A 22,090-nucleotide genomic window follows, 5' to 3' on the forward strand; every position below is an offset into this window, starting at 1 on the left:
CCTGTCTGGGCGACTTAAACCGGCCCCTGATCTTTTCTCGTCGTCGTGTTGGCCTGTGACTGCCCTCAATCCTGTTGTGAATGCCCTTATGGGCCCGGTGGTCAGCCTCCGGCGCTTGATGGGCAATCGGCTTGATGTAGCTGCGCAGTTTGTCTGGAACGACGACCCTTGGTTGGCCGAATTGCGCGATCAGCCTTGCCATGAAGCGCTTGGCAGCTTTGGCATTCCGACGCGTCTGCGCGAGAATATCAAGCGTGTCGCCGTTGGCATCGACCGCCCGCCAGAGCCAGTGCTTCACCCCGTTGATCGGGATCACAACCTCGTCCAGATGCCATTTGAGCGGGGGCGGGGACGGTCCCGACGGATGCAGGCGGCAAAATGCGCGCCAAACCGGTTGACCCAGAGACGGATCGTTTCACGGTTCACGATGACGCCTCGTTCGGCGAGCAGATCCTCGACATCCGCCGTGCTTAGCGCAAACCGATGGTACGCCAAGACAGCGTAGGCGACAATCTCGCGTGGAAAACGAAAGCCCTTCAGGCGCCGCGTGGACATCGGTAATTTCATACCTCAACCCGTAGCGAAGTCACGCCGCGCAAACAACTTGGCAATGCCATGGATACCCTTTGTCCATGAGCGCTAGCCAGACGCATTGCCTCTTCCTCGCCGAAGAGGCGGGCGATCAGGAACAGGCCCCGCGGTCACCGCGTTCGGTCCAGCCGATGCGCCATCGAACATCTGCCGGGCGGCCTGGACTTCCGGCAACATGTCAACGGTCCAGTTGTGCAGCTCCCGGAACGGTTGCTGCAGCGAGCGGCCCAAGGGTGTGATCTGATATTGCACCGCAACGGGCGAGAGCGAGATCACCTGGCGCGACACCAGCCCGTTGCGCTCAAGCCGGCGCAGGCACTGGGTGAGCGCCTTTTGCGACACCCCTTCCAATCGGCGCCGGATCGCATTGAAGCGCTGCGGGCCGTCATCAAGCACGGCCAGAACCATCATCGACCACTTGTCAGCGATTTGGTCGAACAACGACCGGCTGGGGCAGTCCGACGAAAAGCATAACGGGTCAAGATCGGGCATTGCGGTTTCCTTCCGTATATCTGGGCGACTTCAGGTGCCTGATTGACGCTAAGTATCAAACATATACTTATCGACGGTCAAACGCAACGGACCGGTCTTTGCCTTGCTGGCGAAACCTGGCCTGTACCTGTCACAGGTCCCGCTGCAAATCTTGTTCCCTTCCGTCAGGTCGGGAACACTTGCTCCATAGGTGAATTGAATGAACCAAAAATACGCTGAACTGTTTGAACCCATCACGCTTATCGACGGCGTGACGTTGCGCAATCGCGTCGTGATGTCGCCGATGACGACCTGGTCCGGCACGCCAGACTTCCAGATATCGCCGGAAGAGGAGATTTACTACCGTCGGCGCGTCAAGGACGTCGGCTTGGTGCTGACCGGCTGTGCGCAGGTAACACCGAACGGAATTGGTTTTTCCGACGAGTTCTCGGCTGCGGACGACAGCTTCGTCCCCAGTCTGAAGCGGCTTGCCATGGCTGCGAAAAGCGGTGGGGCGCCTGCACTGCTGCAGCTTTTCCACGCTGGTAACAAAGCTCTGCCCTATCTCATTGAAAATGGCGATGTCGTGAGCGCGAGCGCTGTCCCGACAGCAGCCACGCCCTTCATGGAATCTCAGACGCCTCGTGCGCTGGAGACCGATGAGGTGGCGGAAATCATCAGGGCCTTCGGCGAAGCCACGCGCCGCGGCATCGAGGCAGGCTTTGACGGTGTCGAATTGCACGGCGCCCACGGTTTCCTGATGCAGAACTTCTTGTCGCCGGCGACCAATCGAAGGGACGACCAGTGGGGCGGATCGCTTGAAAACCGCATGCGCTTCCCCTTGGCTGTCATCGAAGAGGTGAGGCGAGTCATCGAGAGTGTCGACCGCCCCTTCGTGCTTGGTTTCCGGATTTCACCCGAGGAGCCGGGCGAGCAAGGGTATCGGATCGACCAGACCTTGACGCTGGTGGACCGGCTGATCGAGAGCGGCGTCGATTACATCCATGTCTCTCTCGCCAATCTCTTAGGCGATCGCCCAATCAGTGATCCGGATGGAGCGACCATTGTCGCTCGCATCGTCGAACGCGTTGCTGGTCGCGTGCCGGTGCTCGCCGCGGGAGGGATTTTGACGCCCGACCAGGCTGTCCAGGCACTTGACGCTGGTCTCGCCTTTGTCGCCGTCGGCCGTGGGCTGATCATCAATCCGGACTGGGTGAAAATCGTCGCAGAAGGCGGCGAGATTGAAACTGCACTTGATCCTGCAGGGGATAGCGATCTGGAAATTCCGCCCAAGCTCTGGGGCATCATCCAGAGCATGAAAGGCTGGTTTCCATGAAGCCAGCTAAGACGGCGGCCTAAATGCCGTCGGTCGGACTCTGCTACCCGCACCGAGATATGCCACCGTGGTCAGGCCGTAAGTTTCGGCAACCAGGTCGAAGAGCGGTGGGACATCGAGTGGGTCCCTCGCCGCCTCGATTTCTACCAGAAGCTGGGTTCACTTATCTCCTAGCATCGGCCCCAAAGGATTGCGTCGGTCTTGCACCGTGTCCGATCAAATCGGCTGCTAAGAATCCTCGAACGAGACCTCCGGCAGCGCACCCGGATACCGGTTGGGCAGAGGTTGATAGGAGACAAGTGTTCATCCGTTTGGACGGTGCATCGCTTGTCGGAAGAGTGGCGCAACTTGGCTATTCCCAAGTATGTGAACTTTCCCAGCTTTGGAGCCAGAATTGGCAAGGGGTTTCGCGATACTTCGATGGGTTGTTGAACGGGAAGGTCGCCGTGCGACAGCTGTGTGCGGCGGTATCGATGTTGTGGGGGATGACCGGGTAAAAGTGTGGATCAGGCCGGACTGGGCCGTTCGTCGGCTTCCATGATTGCCTTCAGATTCTGGCCTTCCTCGCGCATGTGCTTTTCGACTGCGGCGAAGCCTTTCCGGTTCAGCCGGCGCCCGATGGGCCCGCTCAGCACCTGCACCTCCTGGGTGAAGCGGCACTGCCCGTCCGTGGGCTCGATGATGAAACTCACCCGCTTGAGGAAGAAGCGGATCAGCGCGCTGTCGGGGACGAACTCGATCAGCCGGCCGTGCTCGACCTTTGAGTAGCGCATGGTGCGCTTCAAATGCTGGCCGTGGATGTGCTCCTCGAAATAGAACCGATTGCCGACCGCCTGGCGCCCCTCCTGCAGCCAGCGGAAGGTGATGTGGTCTGGATGCCAGCGCGTGTAGTTCTCCTCCATCCGGTCAAAGAAGGCGAATATGCGCCCGGCCGGCGCGGCAATCATGGTGGTATGCGACAGGATCACGTCGGAACTTTCGTTGTTGGAACTGATCCGGGAATATGCGAGTTTTTACTCGCATCGTCGACTCGCATTAGGAGATGCCCACCCATGACACGCCCGGCCGCCTCACGCCCAAGGAAACTGCCGGTCCAGAGCCGATCCCGAGAGACTGTCGGGGCGATTTTGGAAGCCGCTGCTCGCATATTGGGGGAAGAAGGCGCGGCCGGATTCAATAACCAATCGCATCGCCCGGAAGGCGGGCGTGAGCGTAGGCTCGCTCTACCAGTACTTTCCCAACAAGCAGGCGCTACTGCGCATCCTGCTTGGCCAGCGTATCGCGTCCGCACAGGCGCGACGTCCGCCGGAACTCGACGAAGGAAGCACTGCCAGCCTCGAAGAAGCTGTTCTTGCCAGCGTCCGCTGGCACGTTGACATCCACTTGGAAAACCCCACACTAGAGAGAGCGCTCAACGATCTGGCGGCCGACGTGCTGGAGGAAAGTGAACTCGAGGCCTTTGAGCGCCGCTACGAGGCCGCGATCATACATTTCCTGAGGCGCCATACTGACCGGCTGCGCGTCGGCGAAGTCACAGTGGCCGCATTTCTGATTATGTAGCTTCTCCACGGTGCGCTCAACCGCGCCCTTGTTCACCATCGTGCGGCCATGGAGGACGGCCGGCTCGAGACCGAGTTGACTGACATGATCCTGCGTTATCTGGCGCGCGATTGAGGGCTGATAATCACCGGCGTGATTATGGTAGAAGCTCCGGTGGCATTGCCAAGTTGTTTATGTGGCATGACTTGGATAGATGGTGACCGATGCAAGTGCCACCGTCCATGCTGCACCTGAAAGGCTTTCGTTTCCCACGTAAGATTGTCGCCTACGCTGTTTGGGCCTACCACAGGTTTGCCCTCAGCACGGCAGATGTTGAGGATCTTCTGGCAGAGCGGGGCGTCATCGTCAGCCGCGAAACCGTCCGCCTCCGGGTTAATCGCTTTGGTGTGCATTTCGCGGCGTGCATCCGCCGGGACCGTCCCCGACCAAATGACAAATGGCATCTGGACGAAGTCGTCATACCGATCAACGGCATAAAGCACTGGCTGTGGCGGGCCATCGATGCCAACGGAGACACACTCGGCATTCTCGTCCAGACACGCCGCAATGCCAAAGCTGCAAAGCGCTTCCTGACACGGTTGATCACTCAATATGGCCAGCCGAGAGTGGTCATCACCGACAAGCTGCGTAGCTATGCAAAGCCGATCGCACAGCTGGCATCCAATGCTGACCATCGCGCCCACAAGGGTCTCAACAACCGGATCGAGGGTAGCCACAGGCCGACCCGAAGGCGGGAGAAGATCATGGGCCGCTTCAAGTCTCCACGCCAGGCACAGCGCTTTCTCGCCGCACATGACCAAATCAATACGATCTTCAAACCCCGCCGCTACCGACTGACAGCCACGTCCTATCGCCCCGCCCGTGCTGATGCCTTCGGGTTGTGGGCCGGCTATACCCGTGAAATGACCGCAGGAATGCACGAAGCACAGACCAACGCACCTAACGGACAACAACTTGGCAATGCCACCATGAGACATGTAAGTGAGTTGCTTTAACCGCGAAAGAATGAGAACGTAATTCTTATTCAAGAGTCAGCAGGTTAATTTTCTTCATGTGCTATCATATTGATTTAAGTCCTGAGCGTCGTGCCGAACAGATCGAGTTGGCCCTGTCTTTGTTGCGGTCTCCTTCGTATGTAGATATGGCCGATTTGCGCCACGCATGTGAGATTTTGCTTGCTCTAAGCGTAGAGCCGTTTGAGCATATGCTTGCGGAGGACTTTCTACGCAGATTTAAGGAATGAAGCTGTGAATCGGCATGCAAAAGTGACCCACTTTGGTGGGTTATGATCATCTAAATTTGACCCACCTGCATTGTTAACATCCGTGCGCTTTGGCACGGAGGAAGAGCAGGTGTTACTGATGGAAACGTCAATGAAGATCCGAGGCTGGATCTTGGGGGATGGGCGCAGCATCCATTCCGTGGCGCGCGAGACGGGGATTTCGCGGACGACGATCAAGAAGTATCTGAGGGACCCGGAGCAACCACGATATCGCAGACGGCAACCGCGCGTCGGGTCCAAACTGAACGCGCAGTTCGAGGCGCGCCTGCGGGAACTTTTCGAGCACGATCTGTCCCTTCGGCGCCGTGATCGGCGCACAGCGAAGAAGCTCTATGAAGAGCTCGTCGCGCAGGGCTACACGGGGTCCTATTCGCCAGTTCAGCGTTTTGTCAGTGAGCTCAAGAAGTCATCGGGAACCGACGGAACTGATGCATTCATCCCGCTCTATTTCGCGCCTGGCGATGCGCTTCAGTTCGACTGGAGCGAAGAATATGTCCTGTTGGGCGGTGTCCAACACAAGGTTCACGTCGCCCATTTCCGCCTGTGCCACAGCCGCAAGCCTTTCGTCGTGGCCTATATGAACGAGAAGCAGGAGATGGTGCTCGATGCCTTTGTGCGGGCGCTGACGTTCTTCGGCGGCGTCCCGCGCCGGGTGATCATTGACAACCCCAAAACCATGGTGACCTATGTCTCGCGATCGAAAGATCGGATCTTTCACCCACGCTTTCTGGCCTTGATGAACCATTACGTCATCGAGCCTGTCGCCTGCACGCCGGCCTCGGGATGGGAGAAGGGTCAGGTCGAGAACCAGGTGCAGTTTCTGCGTGGCGAGCTCTTCACTCCCAGGCTGGCCTTTAACGATCTGGCGGCGCTGAATGCCTGGCTTCTGCTGCGCTGCGAGGAGCTGGCTGAACGCCGCCATACTGATCAACAGCATCGCACAATCGCCGAAGTCTTTGAGGATGAGAAGATTGAGCTGCGCCCGCTGGGCCGCCCTTTCGACGGTTATGTCGAAAAAACTCTGCGGGTCAGATCCACCTGCCTGGTGCAGTATGACAGCAATCGCTACAGCGTGCCGTGCGAACATGCGGGGCATCACGTCTCGTTGCGCGCCTATGCTGATCGGCTTGTCATGATCGCAAACGACGAAATTATCGCTGAACATAAGCGGCGCTTTACACGCAATATCAGCTATTTTGAGCCCTGGCACTATGTGCCGCTGCTCGATCGCAAGCCCGGTGCGCTGCGTGATGGCGCACCTTTTGTCGGTTGGGAATTGCCCAAATCGATGGAGCAGATCAAGGATCACTACATGCGCGAGAAAGGTGGCGACCGGGAGTTTGTCGACCTGCTGCTGCTGGCACTTGAGCATGGCATCGACGTGGTCGAGATGGCCTGCGATCTGGCCGTCGAACAACGCACCCTGCGCTTGCCCGCGATCATCAATCTGGTCAATCAGCTGCTGGAGCCGACAATCGCGCCACTGGCGGAGACACATGCCTATCCACAGCTGACCCTGCGCCCAGAGGCCGATTGCAAGCGATATGAAACGCTGTGTGCTGCGGGGAGGGTCGCAGCATGAACGCCCTCATCGACCAACTCGCTGCCCTCAGGCTTCATGGGATGGCAGCTTGCGCTCAGGATTTGCTGGCCGCGCGCACGCCACCAAGCCTGACAACAGCGCTGAAGACCTTGATCGAAGCCGAGACCAAAGAGCGGCGGGTGCGGTCCATCCAGTATCAGATGCGCATCGCCAAATTTCCCCACCACAAGGATTTTGCCACTTTCGACTATGGCGCGGCGACCGTCACCAAAGCGCAGATCGACCCGTTTTGTTCAGGCCAGTTCACTGAGGACGCCCATAACATCATCCTCATCGCAGAACAGGCCGAAGGCAACACCGGAAAAATCATCAAGCAACTGACCGCCCTGGAGTGCGTCATCATCGACGAACTCGGCTATATCCCCTTCCCGAAATCCGGCGGGTCGCTGCTCTTTCATCTGATCAGCAAGCTGTATGAAACCACCAGCGTCATCATCACGACGAACCTTGAATTCGGCGAGTGGGTCTCTGTCTTCGGCGATTCCAAGATGACCCCCGCGTTGCTTGACCGGGTCACCTACCGCTGCCGCATCATCGAGACCGGCAACACGTCCTACCGTTTCGCCCAAAGCAAATCTCGAACAAAACTCTGAACCAGAAAAAGCAAAGCCCACAGACGAGCCTGCTACATGGGGGCCGCTCGCCTGTGGGCTTTGCTCCCCCTGAGGTGGGTAATTTCTAAATGATCACGCTGGGTCAGTTTGAATGCAGATTGACAATCACGAACAAGCTTTTCGATCTCGGGGCCGGGATCATTGGCAAATTCAGTAATCTTTTTTGTCTTTCTATCGCGTGCGAGATCGTTCCTCGTTCGCAATATTCTGTGTAACTTCGGCTTTGGTACGGGACCTTATTTACCACGTTATTATACAAATGTATAGTATTCCGAACACGTTTGGAGCGGACCAGTCGCCATCGAAGTAATTTGATGGGTTTCTGAGCACTTCTGCTTACAAATTGAACTCGCAGGACTTGATTGCCGCCGCAGTTGCCCGCCAACAGCGTGGTAACAGTCACAATACAGAAGGGTGCCCAATGACACAGCGCAGCTATCAACGCCTGGGCGAGGACGCCCGACGCAATGCCTTGCTGGAAGCCACGCTGGATTGTCTGGCCGAGGACGGCATGGGCGGCGCCAGTGTGCGCAAGATCGCCGAGCGTGCGGGTGTTTCTGCCGGTCTGATCCGGTACTACTTCTTGTCGAAGGATGAGATGGTCCACGCGGCCTATGCCTATCTTATGGGCAACCTCACCGGTGCAGCGGCAGAGTCGGCGCGCATGGCCTCCGAGGGGCCTGCGCAGGCGCTGGCGCATTTTATTGCCGCGAATGTCAAGCACCCCAACCTGTCGTCACGCAAGGTTTCGCTTTGGGCGACCTTCATCGGGCGCGTCCGTTCCGGACAGCGTTATGCCCAGATCCACCGAGAGAGTTATCGCGAATTCCTCGACCTGCTTGAAGCGTTGATCCACCCGGTTCTGACCCAGCACAATCTCCCGGCAGGCCCGGCAACTTGCCATAGTCACGCCATCGCCCTGAACGGGCTGATCGACGGGCTATGGATCGAAGGCTCGCTTGGTCACGGGCTCTATGACCCTGCACGGCTGCCCCGGATCGCGCTTTCTGCCGCAGAGGGCATCCTGCGCTTGCCCAACGACACACTGACGCATCCATTTGCGCACTGAAGAAAAGGAAGACACATGCAGTATGCTGCCATCACACGCAGGCTGAAGGATCTAGGCGGGGACAAGTGGGCCGTTCACAACGCTGCCCGCGACCGCATTGACCGAGGCGAGGATATCATCGAACTGACAATCGGCGAGCCGGATATTCCCACCGATCCCGGCCTGATCGAGATTTGTGCCGACTCGATGCGCCGCGGCCGCACGCGCTATTCCAACGGCCGTGGCGAGGCGGGCCTTATCAAAGCGCTGCAACGGACCTACGCGTCGCGCCTGCCCGAAATCGGGCCTGAAAATATCCTGTGCTTCCCCGGCACGCAGACCGCCCTGTTTGCTGTGATGCTTGCGCTGGTCGAAGAGGGCGATGGCGTGCTGATTGGCGATCCTTACTATGCGACATACGATGGGGTGGTCGAAGCGACTGGCGCCAAGGTTCAGGCCGTGCCGCTGAAGATGGAGCACGGCTTCGTCCCGCAGCCCCATGATCTGCAAACTGCGATCAGGCCGAATAGCCGCGTTCTGCTTCTGAACACCCCGCACAATCCCAGTGGATCGGTCATCAACCGCGAGAGCATGCGCGCCATTGGCGATATTGCCCTTGCCCATGACCTGTGGATCGTCTGCGACGAGGTCTACGAGTCGCTGATTTTCGAAGGCGAGTTCTGCTCTCCTTTAGAATTCGCTCCTTTGCGTGAACGCACGGTCGTAGTCTCTTCTATTTCCAAGAGCCATGCCGCGACCGGATTTCGCAGCGGCTGGGCGATTGGTCCCAAAGAGGCGATGCGCCTGTTACTGCCAATCTCGGAAACCATGCTCTTCGGGAACCAACCTTTTATCGCCGACATGACGGAAGCCGCGCTGACAGACAATTACGACACCTCCGAACGGTTGCGCACCTCGTTGGCGCGTCGCGCGCGGACCTGTCAGGCAACCTTCGAGGCAGCCGAGGGGTTGTCGTGCTTTCTGCCACGCGGCGGGATGTTCATGCTGGTAGACGTATCGGCCACCGGACTGGGCGGTGAAGCATTTGCCTGGCGGCTGCTGGAGGAAGAAGCCGTGGCAGTCATGCCGGGCAACTCTTTCGGCGGGCAGGCCGGACACCTGATCCGGCTGGGCCTGACCGTGCCCGACCCAAAGCTGGCAGAAGCCGTGCGCCGCATCGCGGCCCTGTCGGCCCGGCTCTGTGCCGCAAAACTCCCCGCAAAGGCACAGGCATAAGCAAAAGGCTGTGCGCCAGCCCCTTCTTGCCCAAAGCCCTCAAAACGCGCCGGTCAGTCGTGATAGTCTGGCGCAATCCGGTCCAGCAGGCGCAGGTGCGCCGCCCATTCCAGCGCCACGTCATCATCCTCGCCCATCGAGCCTTCGTACTGCTTGGCTACATGGTCGACCACATTGTCGGGGACCGCACGCAAAGGTTGCCCCATCGAAAGAGTGGCCACCTGAATTTCACAGGCGCGCTCCATGTAGAACATTGTATTGAACATCGAAGCTGCGCTCGTTCCAGTGGTCAGCAGACCGTGGTTGCGCAGTACCAGCACCGGGTTATCGCCAAGACTCGCGACCAAGCGCTCCCGCTCGCCCAAATCCAGCGCGATGCCCTCGTAGTTATGGTATGAAATCCGGTTGTGGAACTGCAGTGCAATCTGGTTGAGTGGCAAGAGTCCTTCGTTCAACGTCGAAACCGCCACACCGGCACGCGTATGCGTATGCATGATCCAAGCGGCGTCATGGCTGATGCGGTGGATCGCCGAGTGGATGGTGAATCCCGCCGGGTTCGCAGGATAGGGGCTGTCATCGACCTTGTTGCCGTCCACGTCTATCTTGACCAGAGACGAGGCAGTTATTTCATCCCACGACAGGCCGTAGGGGTTGATCAGGAAATGACCTTCTTCGCCGGGTACGCGGGCAGTGATGTGGGTGTAGATCAGGTCAGTGAACCGATAGTGCCAGGCCAGTCGGTAGCAGGCTGCAAGGTCGCAGCGGGCCTGCCATTCGTCGTCGCTCGTGGTGGTCGGGGCGGCGGTTGCAGCTTGTTTCATTGGGGTTTCCTATTCGATCAGTAGCCGCGCGCGCGTTCAACGCCGAAGCTTAGAGGGGCACCTTCGCGCAACTCGCGCGCCGTGGTGACAATTTGTTCGGTTACGACAGAAGGAACCGAGGCACTCGCAATATGCGGCGTGATGCGCAGGCGATCATCGTGCCAGAAAGGGTGATCCTCTGGCAGCGGTTCGGCGTGGAACACATCCAGCGTGGCACCGGCAAGCTGGCAACTATCGAGCGCGGCAATCAGATCGGATTCGACCAGATGTTCGCCGCGCCCTATCTGGATCAGCCAGCTGCCCTGCGCCATGGCCAGAAATAGCGTGGAGTTCAGCACGGCCTCGGTAGCTTGGGTCAGCGGCAGGATGTTGATGACGAAATGCGCACCGGCTGCAGCCCTGATGACGCCATCTGCGCCGCTGAAGTAGCTGACATCCTCAATCGGTCGGTCGGGATCGGTCCGGCAAGCGACGCGAAGCGTGAACCCCAAGCCGCGCAGGATGCGGATGACGGCTTCGCCCATGGTGCCGTTGCCCGGAACGGTGACGATTGTGGCCTCTGGGGCCTGCATGGGCAGGGGCTCCCAAGCTGCGCGGCTGGCCGAGGCCGCAAACTGCGCGAAGTTGCGTGAGACATGCAGCACCTCATGCGCGGCATAACCTGCCATCAGCGCCGCTTGATGCGGATCACGCATGCGGGCAATGGCGGTCTCGGAAGAGAGTTTGGAATTGCTCAGCAGGTCGTCGACGCCAGCACCGATCGACATCACCAGTTCGAGGTTGGGATACGCGGCAAAGCTGTCTGCCTCCGCCAACCAGCACGCGGCGAAGCGGATTTTCTCGGGATAGGGGACTTCCTCGGGGCGAAGCACCTCGATATCAGGACCGGCCGTGCGCAGGGCAGTTCCGTACAGGCTTTTCAGGTCCAGCATCCGGCTCAGGAAAAACGCCTTGGATCGGGCCATCGTCTCTCATCGGGAATCCTAGTTGGTCTGGCTTCACCCATCTTTTATTGCACGTTCGTATAACTGCGTGCAACCACGGGGCACTGGCCATGTCTCCAAGGGCATTGCCAAGTTATTGATGGTTGGTTGTAGTGATGGTGGTTCTCGTCATTTATGCCGTCATTTCGTGGGCATAGTCGTTCCATTGCCGGAAGGCATCATACGGATGCGCGGTCGATCAACTCGCACTCGACCTTGATCTGGCTATGTCGCGTCGGAAGGCCGCCTACGATGTCGAGCAGATGTTCAGCGGCAGCGGCCCCCATGTCGAAATGGGGTAGAACAAGTGTCGTGAGCGGTGGTCGCATGAACAGGGCAATTTCGCGGTCGTCGAAGCCGATCACCGAGACGTCCTGCGGAATTCGCAGTCCGGCTTCCTTTAGCGCCTCATAGCATCCGATGGCCATCAGGTCGTTGGCGCAGAATATCGCATCGGGCGGCGCATCAAGTGCAAGAAATGCCCGGGTGCCGTCATGGCCCGACGGTGGTTCCCAGTTGCCGTTGTATACGAGATCAGGATCGAAGGTGATGTCGCTGCTTGCGAGGGCCTGACGATAGCCACGCAGGCGGTCGCGCGATGCATCGATCCCATCCTGACCGTTGATGAAGCCGATTCGCCGTCGGCCAGCGGCGATGAGGCGCTGTGTCGCCTTCCGCCCGCCCTCGACGTCTCCCGGAACGACCGAGGCAAGTTGGCGCTTGCCGTCGTAGCAGTTGAGCAGGACCGTCGGCAGGTTCTGGAAAGGACCGCGCAAAGTGATCCGGCGGGTGAGGATCGTGCCATAAATGAAGCCGATGACAGGTTGATGCACGAATTCGCGCAACAGGTCCTCGTCGAGCAGTTTTCCGCCGCGACAGACGGAAAGCGAGACCGAGACGCCCTGTTGGAGCGCAAATTCCCGCGCTCCCTCGAAGGCAAGGGCCATCCATGGATCGCTTGTCAGTTCGTCGACCACAAAGGCGATCTGGTTTGTGGTCATGGCAAACTGCGGAAGTCCTCGCTGGACCGGACGATAGCCGATCTCCTTGGCGGCGCTGGTGACTTTGCGGCGGGTATCATCGCTGAATTTCGCGCCGGGACTGCCGTTAAGGATCAGGGAGACCGTCGCCTGCGACACCCCGGCACGTGCGGCTACGTCCATCATCGTCGGCTTCTTCATAGTGGCGGTCGCGCTCCCTTTTCCGTGCATTCAATGTCATACGTCATGTCCGGGCATTACGGAACCTGTCAAAAGCGACGGCGACGATGATGAACGTACCTATGAACATCCCCTGCCAGAATGTCGAGATGCCGAGCAGGATAAGTGAGTTGCGGATCACTTCGATCAAGAGCGCCCCGAGAACGGCGCCCAGCGGGGTGCCTTCTCCACCTGCGAGGTTGGCCCCGCCGATGACGGCCGCCGCGATCACGGCAAGTTCCATCGATTGGCCGAGGTTGGTTGTGACCGAGCCAAGCCATCCGGTCATGAGGATTCCCGTGATCCCGGCGGTGAAGGCCGAGAACATGTAGATCGTCACCTTCTGTCGTTTGACGGCGATGCCGGTCAGGATGGCGGCCTGCTCGTTTCCTCCGATGGCGTAGACATATTGCCCCCAGCGCGTCCATCTGAGGATCAGTGACGCCGCGATCGCCAAGAGGGCAAGAGCGAAGGTCGGGTGGGGAAGCCCAAGGGTGGACCCGCCGCCAAGCCACAGCAACAGGTTGTGGTCGGGACCAAACTCCCAGATCATCTTGTTGTCGGACAGGACCATGGCCAACGAGCGGGCGCCCGAGAGGGTGCCGAGCGTCACGACAAAGGGCGGCATGCCGGCATAGGCGATCAGCGCGCCGTTGAATGCCCCCACCGCCAAAGCCGCGGTCAGCGCGGCGATGGCCGCGAATGCAAAGCTCCATCCTCCCGTCATCAGCACGCTGAGCACCATCGCCGAGAGGACGACGGTCGAGCCAACCGACAGGTCGATCCCGCCGGACGCGATGACCACGGTCATGCCGATGGCGATAATCGCCACGAAGGTGAAGTTGCGCAGCACGTTGAACAGATTGCGCTGGGTCGCGAAGGTATCGGTCAACAGCGTGAGCGCGATACAGGCCACGAGTGCCGCAAGGATGACCCAGAACACGGGGACAGACGTGAGGCGGGCGAACAGGCTGTTGTGTTCGGTCCGGCCGATGAGGTCGTCGAGAGATGTCATTTTCTTTCCTTCACGCGGCTTCGATAGCGCCGGTAATCAGGCCTGTCACTTCTTCGGGCGAGGATGTCGCGGTGGCCTTGCTGGCCACGAGGCGGCCGCGCCGCATCACGGCAATCCGGTCGGCCACGCCAAAGACATCGGGCATCCGGTGGCTGATGATGATGACACTGATGCCACGGTCGCGCAGGCGGCGGATCAGGTCGAGAACTTCAGCGACCTGGCGCACCGAGATTGCGGCGGTCGGCTCGTCCATCAGCACGATCTTCGGCTCGGACAGCAGCGTGCGCGCGATGGCGACCGCTTGCCGCTGGCCGCCCGACATGCGCCGCACCACGTCGCGGGCGCGTGTCTCGGATTTAAGCTGCTTGAACAGGTCCGCCGCCCGCCGGTTCATCGTCGGATAATCGAGCATCCTGAACGGCCCGAACCGGCGCATCGCCTCGCGCCCGAGAAAGACGTTGGACGCGGCGGTCAGGTTGTTGCACAGCGCAAGGTCCTGATAGACGATCTCGACACCTGCCGTTTGTGCATCGAGCGGCTTGTTGAAATGGGTGGACCGGTCATCGATCCGGATCTCGCCCGACGAGGCCGGGAAATTGCCCGCGATGATTTTTACCAGCGTTGACTTGCCTGCGCCGTTGTCACCCATCAGACCCAAAACCTCGCCCGGCGCCACCTCGAGCGAGACGCCCGAGAGCGCTTGAATCGCGCCAAAATTCTTTGAAATGTTTTCCAGTTTCAAGCGTGACACGCCTGCTCCCCCTCTATTGCCGTTCGCAGGCCGCCTCTGCCCGCGCCCTCGTTTCGGCGGTCAAACCTCCCGTTCAGCCGCCGCTACTAAATACTTGACTTAATATTATTAGTAAATATAAATCGGCATCAGGATCGGGGGGAGCCTATGAAAGTACTGGTGACGGGGGCCACAGGCAAAGTAGGGCAGCATCTTCTGCCCGCGCTGACGACCGCCATGATCCCCGCCGGGGGGCGGATCGTCGCACTTTGCCACAACCGGACGATACCCGAGACCGACCACCTGACTGTGGTGCGCGGGTCCATCGCCGATCCGGAAGCCGTCGCAGCCGCGATGGACGGTGTCACGCATGTCCTGCATCTCGCCGCAGTAAAGGAATCGCCGCGCCTGGCGATCGACGTGTCGGTCAAGGGCATGTTCGTCCTGCTGGAGGCGTTCCGCACAAATCCTGTGGCCCGACGGTTCGTCCTTCTGGGCGGCGATTGTTCCGTGGGCCACATCTTTCAGGCCTATGACGCCCCGATCACCGAGACCGCGCCGCGCCGCGCCTATCCGGGCTGCTATGCGCTGACCAAGGTCATCGAAGAGGTGATGCTGGAGCAATACGGGTATCAGTACGGCATCGACGGCTGCATCCTGCGGGCGCCGTGGATCATGGAAAAGGATGATCTGCGCTATGCCATGAGCTTTGGCGAGGATCAGTTCGGCGGCCCGAACTGGGCGGATCTGATGACGCCCGATACGCTCGCCGCCGCCCGGACCGGCCAACATGTGCCGCTTTTGCGGGACGTGACTGGTGCGCCGCTGCGGCGCAATTTCATCCATGTGGACGACGTGGTCGAGGCCCTCCTGACCGCCCTCGACCACCCGTATGCGGCGCGCCAGGCCTTCAACATCGCGATGGCCGAGCCGGTCGATTATGGCCGTCTTGCCGTCCTGCTGAACGAAAGGACGGGCGCGCAGCCCATCGACATTGAGACGCCGTTCCACAGCAACTGGCTCGACTGCACCAAGGCCGCGCACCTGCTTGGCTGGCGGCCAAGGGTCGACCTCGAAACGCTCGTGGACCGCGCGTGGGCCTATCGCCGTGCGGCGGGAGAGGCGCGCACAACATGGTATCCCGGCTGACCGTGGGGAGCGGCGGACCGGCGCAGGACTTCAACAGGGAGAGAGTGAAGAATGACTTACAAACTTGGCACAATCGCGATCCTCGCGACCATGACGGCCGGGGCAGGCATGGCCCAGGACGCTAATACACTGGCCATCGTCGTGAAGGGGCTGGACAACCCCTTCTTCGAGCAGATCAACCTTGGCTGCCAGCAATGGATGGCCGAAAACCCTGACAGTCAGTATACCTGCCTCTACACCGGGCCCGCCTCATCGGCGGATGAGGCCGGTGCGGTGCAGATCGTCGATGACCTGATTTCTGCCGGCGTTGCCGCAATCGCCATTTCGCCGTCGAACGCCCCGGCCATGGCCAACCGGCTCCGCGCACTTGCACCGGATATCCCGATCATGACCATCGACGCCGATCTCCTGCCCGCGGATTCCGACCTGCGCGCCACCTATCTTGGCACCGATAACTACCTGATGGGTGTCGCGATGGCCGAGCAGGCGGCGGCCCTCAAACCCGAGGGCGGCACGGTCTGCCTCCAGCTCGGCAATGTCGCGGCCGCCAACATCAATGCTCGCGCAGAGGGGTTCCGCGATACGGCAGGGGGCGAAGCGGGGATCGACCGCCTGACCGGACAGAACGGGTGGACCGAAATCGAGGGCTGTCCGGTGTTCACCAACGATCAGGCCGATCTCGCCAACCAGCAGATGTCGGACGTGTTCACGGCGAACCCCGATCTCGATGCCTTCATCCTCATCGGGGGATGGGCGCAGTTCGCACCGCAGGCCTATGCGCAGGTCACCGATCAGGTCATGGACCGGATGGAGTCCAATGAGCTTATTGTCATCGCGGGCGACACCCTGCCGCCGCAAACTCAGGCTTTCCGCGAGGGGCGCAGTCATGCGCAGGTGGGTCAGCGCCCGTTCGAGATGGGCCTGCGCGCGCCCGATGTGATGATCCAGCTCCTGAACGGAGAGACCGTCGAGGACCCGCTCTTTACCGGTCTCGACACCTGCAATCAAACCGAACCAGGTTTCTGCGCAGACAACTGAGGCGAAGGCGGGGCGGCTGGTCTGCCTCGCGACCGCAGACCCGAAGTGATTGCCCTCAACCCGTGTGGTGAAATCGCCCCCGCGGGCCGGAATCCTGCATAATCAGTAATAATATTAACGACAGACACGGTCCATCGTCCGTGTGGACGCCGCGGACCCTAAAGCCGAAAGGAAAAACAGTCATGAAACGCTCATCAGCACTCCTTGCAGCCGTGGCTATTTGCGCCGGGGGTGGTGCCCACGCACAGGAGCAGCTCTCGCTTGCCTTCGTGGTCAATGCCGCTTCCGACTTCTGGAAACTCGCGGAAGCCGGGGTTCTCGCCGCGCAGGCCGAACTTCCGGACCATGACCTGCAGTTCCGCTATCCGGCGACCGGCACCGCCGCCGCGCAGAACCAGTTGATGGACGATCTGGTCGCCGCCGGCGTCGATGCCATCATGATCTCGTCGGTCGATCCGAGTAATTCGATCGACGCCTTCAACCGGATCGCCGCCCAGATCCCGCTGTTGACGACCGACAGCGACGCGCCCCAAAGTGACCGGATCGCATATCTGGGATCGTCCAACACCTTGGCGGGGGTTCAGGCCGGCGAAATCGCGGTTTCGGCGATGCCGGACGGCGGCACCTGCATGGGGTTCGTCGGCTTTCTGGGCGCCGATAACGCCATCGAGCGGATTGCGGGCTTTCGTCAGGCGATCGAAGGGTCGGGGATCGAACTTGTGGATGTACGCGGCGATGACGTCGACTTCGCCCGCGCACGGTCCAACGTAGACGACGTCCTTGCCGCCAATCCCGAGATCGATTGCATGGTTGGCTTCTACTCCTACAATCCGCCCAAGATATACGAAGCGCTGCAGGCGTCCGGTCGCCTGGGCGAAATCACGGTCGTAGCCTTTGACGAAGATCCGATCACCCTTGGCGCTGTACGCCAAGGCAACTTTGCGGGTACGGTCGTGCAGGACCCCTATCAATGGGGGTATCAGGGCATGCTTCTGATGGCAGCGGTAGTGGCGGGCGACACTTCGGGCGTACCTGAAGACGGACTGATCATCGTGCCAACAAAGGTGATCGACCAATCCAATGTAGATGCTTTCGAGGCTGAACTGCGCGAACGCCTCGGCGGCTGAGCGGCCCCTCCCGTCGCTCAAGACCGGTCACACCAGGCCAGATAATAGGCCCGGTGTGGCCGGCTTCGACGCCTGATCCAAGGACCCCGCGCGTGACAGTTTCCGCTCAACCCATCGACCTGACACTTTCAGGCGTGACCAAAGTCTATCCAGGCGCGGTTGCGCTCTCTGCTGTCGATCTCTCCATCCGCGGAGGCGAGGTCGTCGGACTGATTGGAGAGAATGGCGCAGGAAAATCAACCCTGATGAAGGTGCTGGGCGGAACCATTGCCGCCGACGCCGGCGAGATCGTCATCGACGGCATCGCCCACGCCCGACTGACTCCCGTGCAGGCGACAGAACTCGGCATCGCGTTCGTACATCAGGAACTGAACCCTTTCACCAATCTCGACGTGGCTGGTAATGTGCTCCTTGGACGGGAGATCCGGCGCGGCCCGTTCGGTAGGTTGGATCGTGCCGCCATGTCGCGCGAGGTCGCGGGGATCCTGAAACCGCTCGGGACGCGGTTCGGACCCGACGATCCGGTTCTGGGTCTGTCGCTCGCCGATCAGCAGATGCTGGAAATTGCCCGGGCGCTTTCGATGAATGCCCGTCTCGTGATTCTGGACGAGCCGACGTCGAGCCTCACCCTGTCCGAAACCGAGCGCTTGCTGGAGGTCATCTCTGATCTCAGGGCGCGCGATGTAGCAGTCCTGTTTATCACGCATCGGCTGTCGGAAATTGAGGCGGTCGCCGATCGCGTCGTCGGACTGCGTGACGGGAAGAACGCAGGCACCCTGTCGAGGGCCGAGATAACCCGCGACCGGATGGTGCGTATGATGATCGGGCGAGATGTCGGCCGCACGCTCCAGCGGCAGGACCAGACGCCGGGCGCCCCGGTTCTTGAGGTGCAGGGCCTGCGTACTGCGGCGCATCCCGCAAGTGTTGTCGATCTGACGTTGCACGGCGGCGAAATTCTCGGACTGGCAGGTCTGGTCGGCGCTGGTCGTTCGGAGCTTGCGCGCGTATTGTTCGGCATTGACAGTGCGCTTGAAGGGACTGTCACCATCAATGGCCTGCCCTTGTCCGGCTACAGTGTCGCCGATGCGATTGCCTCTGGTCTCTGTCTGGTGCCCGAGGATCGGAAGGGGCAGGGGCTCTTGTTGGACTTCGGGGTCTGCGACAACATTTCATTGCCCAGCCTTTCCCGCCTTTCGCGATGGGGCCGCCTCGATCCGCGCGCCGAAATGGCGCTGGCCGAGACTTCGCGCACGCGATTGAGGATTAAGGCGGCGGATCTGCACCGCGCGTCGGCAGAATTGTCGGGCGGCAACCAGCAGAAGGTGGTCCTCGCCAAATGGCTCGCGATGGAGCCACGTGTATTGATCTTCGATGAACCGACCCGGGGGATCGACGTTGGCTCCAAGGCCGAGGTCTATGCCTTGATGCGGGATCTGGCGGATCGCGGTGTCGCGATCCTCATGATCTCGTCGGACATGGAAGAAGTAATCGGCGTATCGGACCGGGTCGCTGTGATGTGCCGGGGCCGGATCGCAGGGATGCTCGTGCAGAAGGCGGTCACGGAAGAGGCGATCCTTCGCCTTGCAGTGGAATAAGGAGAAGTCGGTGCTACGCAAGGATATCGGACTGGGGCTTTTGGTCATAAGCGTGGGCGTGATGGTCGCTCTGATTAATCCCAGGTTTCTGTCGGCAGTGAACTTGGCGAATACGGCCAACCTGATTGGCCTTTTTGGCCTTTTCTCGATCGCGCAGGCCTTCGTTATCGTGACGGCGGGGATTGAGCTTTCTGTGGGCTCGGTCATCGCCCTTCTGGGCGTACTCTTCGTCGACATGATAGCCAACGGCGTGCCATGGCCGATCGCAGCGCTGATCGTGCTGGGGTTGGGGTGTATAATCGGCCTACTGCACGGCTGGCTCATCACACGCCTGCGACTGCAACCCTTCGTCGTCACGCTCTGCGGTCTGTTGATCTATCGTGGAGTTGCCCGGTTCTATACTGCCGACGGAACGGCCGGGTTTCCGTTCGGAAGCAGTTTCCCGATGCTGGAATATCTCACGACCGGACGGACCTCGGGCGTGCCCCATTCCGCCGTAGCCTTCCTCTTCGTGGCGGCGGGATCGTGGTTCCTGTTGCACCGGACGGTCTTTGGCCGCCACCTGTTTGCCGTGGGCAAGAACGAGGAGGCAGCGCGTTACTCCGGGATCAACACGCGGCGGACGATCGTCGCCGCCTATGTCATCTGTGCCGTTCTGACCGCGCTCTCGGCGATCTTCTTCGCGATGTACACCCGCTCGGTCCAGCCGTCGTCGCACGGCAATTTTTACGAGCTCTATGCGATCGCTGCCGCCGTGCTGGGCGGATTCTCCCTGCGCGGCGGCGAAGGGTCCATTATCGGCGTCTGCCTCGGCGTCATCCTGCTCCAGGTCCTTCAGAACCTCGTCAATCTGCTGGGCGTGCCGTCATCGCTCAACTTCGCAGTAATGGGCGGCGTCATTCTGATCGGCGTCATTGCGGACACTCAGTTTGATCGCTTCAGGGCACGCCGCCGCGAGGCTTTGATGCGAGTCACACTCAAAGGAGAGAACACGACCCAGTGATCCAGCTCAAACGCGTCGCGCTTGTGCTTCTTGCCTTGGACCCAGCATCACTTAGCCCCCGTTTCACTAACGAAAGTGAATCAGCGACCAAGCCCAAATCAACCAGAGTTTCTACGGAATAAGCTCGTGTCCGCCGTGCAGTGGCGTCGGCCTTTGTAATCGAAGAGTTAGGGGATTGCGGTTCAATCTTCAAGTATGCACCTTTTGAGGTTCTGTATTTTCACCCCCGCCGCCACAAACTGTCTGCCCCTGCCTATCGACAATCTCGCTCAGATGCTCACAGCATTTGGGAAGACATCACATGTGAGTTGAAGGCCGCTTGACCAAGTGTGTGTGGCTCCTTTTAGGCAAGATTCGATAAGTTGACGATGCCCCGGCAAGTTCCTGATCTCTTAGGTGTGGGTTGGCTGTCTACGCAAGAATTTAAGACAATATATTGAATTTTATAGATAAATTGCCCCTAAGAAGAGTGCAATAGAGCTGCTTGACAAACATTTAAATTCCAATCAGTATTAGAAAACTAAAGGTATTTAAATGGTCCTGCATGTATCCGGGGACCATGACGGGGAGGAACATGTATGAGCACGATGAGGGCGGCAAGGCTTCATGAGGTTGGCGCGCCAATGCAGATCGACGAGGTTCAGAAACCCCGCGCGACCGGGGCGGATGTTGTTGTCGAGGTCCGCGCCTGCGGCATGGTGCCGAACCTGGCGAATGTTCTGGCGAACTGGGAAAGCTGGTATCCGCAAATGCCGCTTCCGCCGCGTCCGGCGATCCACGGGCTGGATGCTGTCGGCATCGTGCATGAAGTCGGCGAGAAGGTCATGTCGGTCAATGTCGGCGACCGCGTTTATGTGAACCCGGGCCGGTCCTGCGGTGGCTGCGCCATGTGCATGTCCGGCCAGCCGCAGAAATGCGATCACTGGACCCTGAACGGCTATTTTGGCTATAATGAAAACAGCCTGCGCGTGTTCGAGCGGTATCCGCAGGGGGGGTTCTGCCAGTATATGACAGCCCCTGCGAACGCGCTGGTCCGGATCCCCGACAATATAGAATTCAGGCAGGCCACCCGTTTCGGGTATCTTGGCACATCCTATTCCGCTCTGCGCAAATGCGGATCGCTGGCCGGCAAGAAGCTTGTCATCAACGGCGCAACGGGGACGCTGGGTGTCGGGGCCACGCTTTTTGCGCTCGCGCAGGGGATAGGCAAGATCTATGCCATTGCCCGGGGCAAGCCCCTGCTGGACCGGCTCAAGGCGCTTGACCCGGACAGGATCGAGATCTTCTCGAACAGGGACGGGTCTTCGCGTGAATGGATCATGGCGCAGACCGGCGGTCTGGGGGCGGATTTCATGCTTGATACGCTGGGCGCGGTCGCTGATCTGTCCTCGATGAAGGATGCGATGGGGGGGCTGCGGCGGGGCGGCAGGCTGGTCAATATCGGCGGCACGGCAGGCGATCTTCAGGTCGATGTGAAATGGTGGATGGATGAACAGATCGAGCTGATCGGTTCGGTCTGGTTCACTGTCGCCGAAGGCTATGAAATGGCCGGTATGTTCGCCACTGGTGCTGTCGATCTGGGCGTGCTTGAAACCCAGTCCTGGCCCCTGGCGGATATCAATGAAGGGATCAGCGGTGCGGCCAACGGCAATGGCGGCTTTACCAGCTATCTCATCGAGATCGACTGAC

20 protein-coding genes and 1 pseudogene are annotated in these 22,090 nt (G+C 60.0%); 13 read left to right on the forward strand and 8 right to left on the reverse strand.

Translation table 11 applies throughout. The features are described 5' to 3' along the window. A pseudogene (locus PUT78_RS17120) lies at nt 1-567 on the reverse strand (IS6 family transposase); the annotation flags it as partial. A 72-nt stretch (nt 568-639) separates the two neighbouring features. Next, nucleotides 640-1,083, reverse strand: a complete 444-nt coding sequence (locus PUT78_RS17125) for a winged helix-turn-helix transcriptional regulator (RefSeq protein WP_274353497.1) — start codon at nt 1,081-1,083, stop codon at nt 640-642. 199 nt (nt 1,084-1,282) lie between these two features. Here PUT78_RS17125 and PUT78_RS17130 point away from each other — a divergent pair, with 199 nt between their 5' ends. Continuing rightward, entirely contained in the window at nt 1,283-2,398 is a 1,116-nt protein-coding gene (locus PUT78_RS17130) for an NADH-dependent flavin oxidoreductase (RefSeq protein WP_274353498.1), read from the forward strand. A gap of 506 nt (nt 2,399-2,904) precedes the next feature. On the opposite strand, the gene PUT78_RS17135 is transcribed toward PUT78_RS17130, so the two are convergent. Next, nucleotides 2,905-3,366 carry an SRPBCC family protein gene (locus PUT78_RS17135; RefSeq protein WP_274353499.1) on the reverse strand — a complete coding sequence of 154 codons (462 nt, stop codon included), beginning with the start codon at nt 3,364-3,366 and terminating at the stop codon, nt 2,905-2,907. A 220-nt stretch (nt 3,367-3,586) separates the two neighbouring features. Between PUT78_RS17135 and PUT78_RS17140 the strand changes: the two genes are divergently transcribed. The 6 genes from PUT78_RS17140 (at nt 3,587) to PUT78_RS17165 (ending at nt 9,741) form a co-directional block, all read left to right on the forward strand. Next, on the forward strand, nt 3,587-3,958 hold the full coding sequence (locus PUT78_RS17140; protein WP_274353553.1) for a TetR/AcrR family transcriptional regulator: 372 nt from the start codon (nt 3,587-3,589) through the stop codon (nt 3,956-3,958). 203 nt (nt 3,959-4,161) lie between these two features. Beyond that, entirely contained in the window at nt 4,162-4,953 is a 792-nt protein-coding gene (locus PUT78_RS17145) for an IS6 family transposase (protein WP_476453967.1), read from the forward strand. Nucleotides 4,954-5,319: 366 nt separating this feature from the next. Next, complete coding sequence (gene istA, locus PUT78_RS17150; RefSeq protein ID WP_274353554.1) at nt 5,320-6,822, forward strand: IS21 family transposase; 1,503 nt, start codon at nt 5,320-5,322, stop codon at nt 6,820-6,822. Beyond that, nucleotides 6,819-7,436 (forward strand): ATP-binding protein, encoded by a 618-nt coding sequence (locus PUT78_RS17155; RefSeq protein ID WP_274353500.1) that lies wholly within the window; start codon nt 6,819-6,821, stop codon nt 7,434-7,436. The genes istA and PUT78_RS17155 overlap by 4 nt, the downstream gene beginning before the upstream one ends. A 442-nt stretch (nt 7,437-7,878) precedes the next feature. Then, entirely contained in the window at nt 7,879-8,526 is a 648-nt protein-coding gene (locus tag PUT78_RS17160; RefSeq protein ID WP_274353501.1) for a TetR family transcriptional regulator C-terminal domain-containing protein, read from the forward strand. Nucleotides 8,527-8,541: 15 nt separating this feature from the next. Beyond that, a complete protein-coding gene (locus PUT78_RS17165) occupies nt 8,542-9,741 on the forward strand; it encodes a pyridoxal phosphate-dependent aminotransferase (protein WP_274353502.1) in 1,200 nt (399 codons plus the stop codon). Nucleotides 9,742-9,794: 53 nt separating this feature from the next. Here PUT78_RS17165 and PUT78_RS17170 read toward each other — a convergent pair whose 3' ends face one another. The 5 genes from PUT78_RS17170 to PUT78_RS17190 all read right to left on the reverse strand — a co-directional run bounded on the left by PUT78_RS17170 (nt 9,795) and on the right by PUT78_RS17190 (nt 14,510). Then, nucleotides 9,795-10,562, reverse strand: a complete 768-nt coding sequence (locus PUT78_RS17170) for a class II aldolase/adducin family protein (RefSeq protein WP_274353503.1) — start codon at nt 10,560-10,562, stop codon at nt 9,795-9,797. Between the two features lie 17 nt (nt 10,563-10,579). Beyond that, complete coding sequence (locus PUT78_RS17175) at nt 10,580-11,527, reverse strand: NAD(P)-dependent oxidoreductase (RefSeq protein WP_274353504.1); 948 nt, start codon at nt 11,525-11,527, stop codon at nt 10,580-10,582. A 197-nt stretch (nt 11,528-11,724) separates the two neighbouring features. Beyond that, nucleotides 11,725-12,711, reverse strand: a complete 987-nt coding sequence (locus PUT78_RS17180; RefSeq protein WP_274353505.1) for a LacI family DNA-binding transcriptional regulator — start codon at nt 12,709-12,711, stop codon at nt 11,725-11,727. 58 nt (nt 12,712-12,769) lie between these two features. Next, on the reverse strand, nt 12,770-13,759 hold the full coding sequence (locus PUT78_RS17185) for an ABC transporter permease (protein WP_274353506.1): 990 nt from the start codon (nt 13,757-13,759) through the stop codon (nt 12,770-12,772). Nucleotides 13,760-13,769: 10 nt separating this feature from the next. Continuing rightward, on the reverse strand, nt 13,770-14,510 hold the full coding sequence (locus tag PUT78_RS17190; protein ID WP_274353507.1) for an ATP-binding cassette domain-containing protein: 741 nt from the start codon (nt 14,508-14,510) through the stop codon (nt 13,770-13,772). Between the two features lie 147 nt (nt 14,511-14,657). On the opposite strand from PUT78_RS17190, the gene PUT78_RS17195 reads away from it, so the two are divergent. The 6 genes from PUT78_RS17195 (at nt 14,658) to PUT78_RS17220 (ending at nt 22,089) form a co-directional block, all read left to right on the forward strand. Continuing rightward, nucleotides 14,658-15,638 carry an NAD-dependent epimerase/dehydratase family protein gene (locus tag PUT78_RS17195; protein ID WP_274353508.1) on the forward strand — a complete coding sequence of 327 codons (981 nt, stop codon included), beginning with the start codon at nt 14,658-14,660 and terminating at the stop codon, nt 15,636-15,638. 51 nt (nt 15,639-15,689) lie between these two features. Beyond that, the gene (locus PUT78_RS17200) at nt 15,690-16,676 is read left to right on the forward strand and encodes a substrate-binding domain-containing protein (protein WP_274353509.1); all 987 of its coding nucleotides are present in this window, start codon (nt 15,690-15,692) and stop codon (nt 16,674-16,676) included. A 182-nt stretch (nt 16,677-16,858) separates the two neighbouring features. Continuing rightward, nucleotides 16,859-17,803, forward strand: a complete 945-nt coding sequence (locus PUT78_RS17205) for a sugar-binding protein (protein WP_274353510.1) — start codon at nt 16,859-16,861, stop codon at nt 17,801-17,803. 92 nt (nt 17,804-17,895) lie between these two features. After that, the gene (locus tag PUT78_RS17210) at nt 17,896-19,398 is read left to right on the forward strand and encodes a sugar ABC transporter ATP-binding protein (RefSeq protein WP_274353511.1); all 1,503 of its coding nucleotides are present in this window, start codon (nt 17,896-17,898) and stop codon (nt 19,396-19,398) included. Between the two features lie 10 nt (nt 19,399-19,408). Beyond that, nucleotides 19,409-20,401, forward strand: a complete 993-nt coding sequence (locus PUT78_RS17215) for an ABC transporter permease (RefSeq protein WP_274353512.1) — start codon at nt 19,409-19,411, stop codon at nt 20,399-20,401. 578 nt (nt 20,402-20,979) lie between these two features. Further along, nucleotides 20,980-22,089, forward strand: coding sequence for an alcohol dehydrogenase catalytic domain-containing protein (locus PUT78_RS17220; protein WP_274353513.1), 1,110 nt, complete (start codon nt 20,980-20,982; stop codon nt 22,087-22,089). The last annotated feature ends 1 nt before the right edge of the window (nt 22,090 follow it).

The sequence above is a fragment of the Roseinatronobacter alkalisoli genome (genome assembly GCF_028745735.1).
GTDB lineage: Bacteria > Pseudomonadota > Alphaproteobacteria > Rhodobacterales > Rhodobacteraceae > Roseinatronobacter > Roseinatronobacter alkalisoli.